We start from the raw sequence: 6,713 nt of genomic DNA on the forward strand, positions 1-6,713 counted from the left end.
TTGGATGTCAATACCAACAAAGCATTTTGCCATTTAATGACGCTTATCTTTTATTTTTCTATCAATGTGCATTGAAAGATGTTTTGTTAATTGAACAGTCCTTTATTGGGTGCCCCCATCTCCCAGCTTTGAGTTTTGGGAACTTCGATAAAAAATGACTGTTTTTGCACGCACAAAATTCACCAAATGTGAACTCCAGAAAAAACAATAATTTTCGAATGTTTGTACCCTTGCAGGAAAGCCGCAGGAATCCAGATCCGGCGTTGCCAGGGGATTGCAGTAAATTACTACGGCTGCACCCTTGGCGCCTTGGCTCTGAAACCCTCCCGCTTTTGGTCGCGGTAGGAACACAGGTCACCCTGCACCCCCCGCACAGATCCCAGCGAGCGCTGCTAACGCACTGGGCTCCTGCCTCGGGTAGTGACGTACAGTTGCAAATCGGGATACGGATGCATAATTCGGACTTTTGGCAACCATCGTTCGATCAGGCGGTTCATACGTTCCCAAGTCAGCTTTGATCGCTGACTGCGGCGACGAAGTGCTTTGTACCATAGTTGACTTAGATGATACCTAAAGCTCTCCAATTTGCGACCATTCCCAGGAACACCAAAGTAACGATAGTGGCCGTGCAGTACAGACCCAAGCCACTTACCGACCAACGGAACAGGCATGTGGAGTCGGATTCGCAACTCCTTGCTAAGTTCTGCCAGCTTCTTTTGGATCCCCTTTTTCTTGGTGTGCCGCAATACAACGAACTTCCCTTTCCGGGTTCGACCGCATATGTGCGTAAATCCAAGGAAGTCAAACGTCTTGGGTTTGCCCAACCCTCTGCGCCTGCGGTTTTGCTCCGCAAATCGTCCAAATTCGATCAATCGGGTTTTATCGGCATGCAATTCAAGATTAAACTTTCTAAAACGCTCAACAAGCATTTCCTTGAATTGCTCGGCATCCTGTCGGTACTGGAAGCCCACCACAAAGTCATCGCAAAACCGCACGATGATCATGTCGCCGGTTGCACGCGTTTGCCTCCATTGGTGCGCCCAGATGTCGAAAGCGTAGTGAAGATAAACGTTGGCAAGCAACGGACTGATACTGCCCCCTTGCGGTACGCCTTCTTCTTTGATAGCTATCGCACCTTCTTCCAGAACTCCCGCATTCAGCCATTTCTTGATGTGCCGCAAGACCCTTTTGTCTACGACTCGATGCTCAATGAATTTTACCAGCCATTCATGGTCGATGGCATCAAAGTAGCCACGAATGTCCGCATCAAGCACCCAGCTTACCTTCTTCGTCATGACCGCCGCGTTGAGCGCATTCAGAGCATCGTGTGGACTACGTCCAGGTCGGAAACCATACGAAAAACCCATAAAGTCGGTTTCATATATCGCATTCAATACTGTTGTGGTCGCCCGCTGAACGATCTTGTCCTCCAGTGTCGTTACACCCAATGGCCGTTGACGGCCATCGCTTTTCGGTATGTACACTCTTTTCACCGGTTTTGCTCGGTACGCCCCACGCTTCAGCCTGCCGGACAGGTCATGAAGGTTGCCCTCCAGTTCCTGCCCATAATGCCGCCATGTCTCACCGTCCACTCCCGGGGCAGCGTCCCGCTTAAGACTGTGGTACGCATTGCCGAGTGCTTCGATGTTGTAAACATGATGCCAAAGAGAGGTAAACCGCATCCTTCCATCACGCTCTGCCGCCTGTCGTACCCGTTCCAGCGCTTTTGGCAAGCCGAACAGGTGAAACTGACGATCTCTGGCCGGCCGTCTCAGCATTCTAACGCTTTGGGGCCATTCGAATTTCGTCATTCTCACCTCTTTCCCGGTTCAGCGCCCGGAGCTTGTTTGGCCAGATCGGATTCCCCTTGGCCAGACCCCTTTCCTCCACCGCCTCCGCTGACAGGAGTCACACCTGCCTTTGTTCGGCGATCTCCTCGGTACTATGGGTCTGTCCGACTTCCCACGTCCGTGCGCCGCAGTCGCACTCCCTTGGGATTCACTGCGCGGACCTTGTCACCACCAGGCCAGACATGGGACCTCCCGGTTCCCGTGCGAAAAGCTTCCGTGCATGCATGGGGTCTACGACCACGCGGAGCCGAAACACATCTTGCGTTAGCGATGTATTCCGTGTTGCCTTCCGTACACGTTGACGACGTCGGCACTCCGAAGCAAACCCCCTTTCGCGGCTCAATACCCAGCCTGCACGTTCCCCTGTCAACGCTTCGCGAACCACCTTACGGGGATGCACGCATGACTCGGGGCCGATGTGATTCGCTAAATCTTCATCGTGTGAAACTTTCATTCACTGCTCTCCACCGGTTTTTACCGGCGCTCCAACGTTGGGGATTAGACAGCACGCAGTTAGAAAAGGAGCGGGACGATCTGCCACCGAAGCTTGATGAACCCCTCAGCCACAGGAAGCGCCGGAAGACGAGAACAAACTGCTCGGGGGGTTGTCGCCCATCTGCTCCGGCTGCAGGAAAATAAGGGATGACGCCGGCAATTGGTGGCATGCAGAAGCCTCAGTCTCCATGCATTCCGAAGCCGATTTTTCGAACACCATCTGTGTCCGCCCTGCTGAAAAATAAGCGCCCCGGAAATCGGTTAACAAGCGCCCTTGTAACCTGTACCGCGCCACTTGCCATCCCAACGTACCATTCGGCAGACAAACTCATCCCTCCCTGTTCGCTTGAACAAATCCCAATCGGATTGATTGACCCTTATTGGGCAATGTGTTAATTTCAGTTTTCGTGGCCTACCATCCCCTGCGCGGGTATAATTCTGACCGCAGGTAGACTCAACAGCCTGTTAAAGACCGCTTTTTTTCATTTGATACGCTGGCGTCATCCGGATCTGCTGCCGTTTTTTTAGGAACGGAAAGGTGGCATATGAAACGAACAACAATGGCCTTGGCAAGCCTTCTGATCTTGCTGCCGCCGATGTCGTCATCGGCCTCGGAATCGGTGAAACGGCCGATCCTCTACCCGAATGCTCATTTTGAGATCATGGGCAAAGCGACTGCCCAAAAGGACCTTGAGGCGTGTTGGGTATTGGCCCGTGAAACGGGTGCGAGTGAGAACAGCGACGACCAGGTGTCTCAGGATGCCGCCAGCGATGCTGCCGCCCTGGCCGTCGCCGGGGCCGCAGCCGCGGCCGCACTGGGTAGCGATCCCCACCGGGCCGCAATCGCCGGGGCAGCCGGTGGCGGAGCGGCATCCTTCGCGGCAGGCATGGCGTTCCAAAGCAACCCCCCGCCGGTGTTCAGAGGCATCGTCGAACGCTGCCTTTATGAAAAAGGATACGAGGTGGCCGGCTGGGAATAAGCGCCGCACCGCCCATTGAACGAGTATATTTCACAAACCGATCCAAGCAGAGATAGGACTATATTCTAAACTGTCAAGTTAATTTCAATTCACACTTACCGAATGGAGGAGGAAAGCGATGAAACCGGTCAAACGTGGTCTGCTGCTGTTACTTGTTCTTGTTTTTGCCACAGCGTGTGCCCATACCAACAGCGGCACGATGACATCCTCGGGCCTGGACAGGATTGCCCAAAGCGGTGTCCTTCGCGTGGGCACGGCAGCCAATATGCCGCCCCTGAACATGGTAGACAAATCCGGTGTTCCCATGGGCCTGGATGTGGATCTGGCCAGCTATATAGCCGGCGCCATGGGAGTCGAGCTGAGCCTGGTAATCAAACCCTTCCCCGACCTGCTGCCTGCGCTGGAAGCCGGTGAAGTCGACATGGTTATTTCAGGCATGACCATCACCCCCGAACGGAACATGAAGGTGGCCTTTGCAGGCCCGTATCACATCTCCGGCAAAGCCCTGTTGACCAAGTTCAAGTCCCTGGTGACTTCCGAGGACATCTCAAAACTCAATTCCGAAGCGTTTGCCTTCACGGCCCTGGAAAGCTCGACCTCCGCGAGTTTGGTGGAGACCATGATGCCAAAGGCCCGGCTGGTCACTGCCAAGGACTACAACGCGGCCGTCGATATGGTTCTCACCAACAAGGTGGACGCCCTGGTGGCCGACTACCACGTCTGCGTGCTGTCGCTGCTGCGTCACCCCAACGAAGGGCTGGTTTCACTGATCACCCCGTTTACCTACGAACCGCTGGGCATTGCCATGCCGGCGGGAGACGCCCAGATGATGAACTGGACCACCAATTTTCTCAATACCATGCGACAGTCCGACGAGTTGATCAAGCTGAAAATCAAATGGATCGAAGATCCGTCCTGGCTGTCGGATCTCAAGTAGCATCTTGACGTCGAGCGGCAAGGGTGGGTGGACCGGATTTCTTTCGAGTTCACCCCAACGTTGCAAAAGCGGGAGGGTTTCAGAGCCAAGGCGCCGAGGGTGACGTCGTAGTCCTTTACTGCAATCCCTTGGCAACGCGGGTCGCAGATCCCGTTCAAGACGGGGATCTGGAATCCTCTCGCTTTCCCGAAAGGGTAAAAACATGAGAAAATCACTGTGTTTACAGGAATTCACATCCTGTGGACTCCTGAACATCCAAAGAAATTAAATGTTTTCTATATATTTACAGAATGTTACAATAAATTTCACATGTTTTTATGCAACGATGGGGTTCACCCGTCCAACTTTTATGTGCACCCGACACCGTTGACCCACACCCAAAAAAAGGGGCTTAGGCATGCCAGTCACGTTTCGCAAAACCATCCAATTGTTGATTGTCACAATGACTTGCAGCTTGCTTCTGTGCGCCTGCACCACACCGCCGCCTGCCGCAGTCGATGCGGACCCAAACATCCTGCGCGTTGGCGTTTCACCGGATGCGCCACCGCTGATCTTCAAGCAGAATCAGGAGATTACCGGCCTCGAACCCGAATTGGCCCTGGCGTTGGCAGAGTTCCTGAAAAAGACGGCCGTTTTGGTAGAACTCCCATGGGAGGATCAGATTCCGGCCCTTTTGGACAACCGCATTGATATCATCATGTCCGGCATGTCGGTCACCTTGGCCAGACAATACCAAATTGCATTTTCAAAGCCCTATTTTAAGAGCGGACTGATGATCATCACCAAGAATTTACAAAAATACACCTTCATAACAAATAGAGAAACCGCCTTTGCCCAGTCCATCACCTGGCGCATTGGCGTGGTCAAGGGCACCACCGGCGAGGCCTTCATCCGCCAGAAAAGCACCGGCGCCAAAGCCATTCGGGCCTTTTCCAACCAGGACGAGGCGTTGCAGGCCCTGATGGCCGGCCGTATTGATGTATTCGTTCACGATGCGCCCATGGTCTTGATGATGGCTGCACAGCATCAGACAGAGGGTATCAGGCCCCTTCCCATCATGCTCAATGATGAGTACCTGGCCTGGGGGTTGAGAAAGGAAGAGCCCGATATGGTTGAAGCGGTCAACGCCTTCATCGACCAGGCCAAGCAAAAGGGCACCCTGCAGACAACCATCAAGCGCTGGATCCCGCTGGCAGAGTAACCCGGGATCCAGATGACGTGGGTTGGTTTGTTTTTTCGGCCCACGGCCACCGGGGGCAGGTGCTTGATCGCAGGTACCTGCGAACCGACATCATCCACCTGTCATCGGTTTTCAACACTCGTCCTTCCGGCTCGTGATCGGACCGGCCCTGGTACCGTCGAAAAGCCCCATATGCTCGCTATCCAACCCGGGTCTGCGGTTGGCGGCGTCTTACCCGAAAGCTGATCAATCGGCCAATCGACCACGCTGGCACTTGGTCACGGTTCCCGCCAACGGGTTTACACCTATTCAACCCATCCTTAGGATATGTTATTATTCGGTAATCATTTCCGCCCAATGCCAGTTAATGGAGAATGACCTGTGAGAGAGTTCACCAAAGCCCAGAAAGCCCGTCATGCCATTCGTGAATTCAAAACCCTGACCGACGCATCGGCCATCCGCGGGTTCTACCGCCCATCCGGGAAAATGGGCAAGGCGCTGGAGCAGTGCCTGCGAAACCTGAGCCCGGAAATTTACGGCAGCATGAACGACCCCCGGATCGTGGAACTCAAGGGCCTCGAATACGTCATCGACCGACTGCCCAAAGGCATCGAAGAGTGCAATCGCATCATCCTCACCGAAGAGGACCCGTTTAAAAACGACGCGCTGAAGCCGACCATTCCCCTCAAACGTCGACGCACCTGCTACCGGGTGGGAAAAAACGAAATGTGTTTCGTGATCACCCGGGGTCTCAGTGAGATATACGACATTCTCACCCATATGACCTTTTTGGTTGTTGAGGCCCGCAAAATCCGCAGCCGCATGACCGATGATTCCGGCAACCTCACCATCGAATGGAGCGAGCTGGATAAATCCGTTCGACAGCAAGACCAGTTCTCCGATGCCGTTTTAGACCAGGCCCTGTGGAGCCTGAGCATCATTTTAGGCCGACCCTACCGGGAAACCCGGGACATGTATCACTCTCTGGAGGCCAACAAAAAGAAATATGGCAGCAACAACGGTCTGCTTCACCTGATTCACAGCCTGGGCCAGCGTATCGACGCCGAAAAAAGCAACCGGAACGACGCCATCGTCGTCTACCTGACCCCATCACTCATGCGCATCATCGGTCAGCAGGAGTACGAAAAAAAGTGGTCCTCGGATATCAAAGAGCAGCTGATTCGGCAGAACCTGCACCAGCGGCCGATTCACATTGTCAGCGCCAATCTTCACAGTGTGCTGAATGTCATATACGGCTTTGCGGCACTGCG

Annotated in this window: 5 protein-coding genes; 4 read left to right on the forward strand and 1 reads right to left on the reverse strand. The window is 53.9% G+C overall.

Annotated elements, in window-relative coordinates; all coding sequences use genetic code 11:
• Window positions 1-392 precede the first annotated feature (392 nt).
• Window positions 393-1,811: a group II intron reverse transcriptase/maturase gene (gene ltrA / locus QNK41_RS06420; protein WP_319254934.1), complete on the reverse strand. Its 1,419-nt coding sequence runs from the start codon at window positions 1,809-1,811 to the stop codon at window positions 393-395.
• A gap of 1,079 nt (window positions 1,812-2,890) precedes the next feature.
• Between ltrA and QNK41_RS06425 the strand changes: the two genes are divergently transcribed.
• The 4 genes from QNK41_RS06425 to QNK41_RS06440 all read left to right on the forward strand — a co-directional run.
• Complete coding sequence (locus tag QNK41_RS06425) at window positions 2,891-3,325, forward strand: cell envelope biogenesis protein OmpA (protein ID WP_319254936.1); 435 nt, start codon at window positions 2,891-2,893, stop codon at window positions 3,323-3,325.
• A 118-nt stretch (window positions 3,326-3,443) separates the two neighbouring features.
• A complete protein-coding gene (locus QNK41_RS06430) occupies window positions 3,444-4,262 on the forward strand; it encodes a transporter substrate-binding domain-containing protein (RefSeq protein WP_319254938.1) in 819 nt (272 codons plus the stop codon).
• Window positions 4,263-4,659: 397 nt separating this feature from the next.
• On the forward strand, window positions 4,660-5,463 hold the full coding sequence (locus tag QNK41_RS06435; protein WP_319254940.1) for a transporter substrate-binding domain-containing protein: 804 nt from the start codon (window positions 4,660-4,662) through the stop codon (window positions 5,461-5,463).
• A gap of 360 nt (window positions 5,464-5,823) precedes the next feature.
• A partial coding sequence (locus QNK41_RS06440; protein WP_413815123.1) for a DUF6909 family protein occupies window positions 5,824-6,713 on the forward strand: 890 nt, incomplete at its 3' end.

Source organism: Desulfosarcina sp., assembly GCF_033791525.1.
Classification (GTDB): Bacteria; Desulfobacterota; Desulfobacteria; order Desulfobacterales; family Desulfosarcinaceae; genus Desulfosarcina.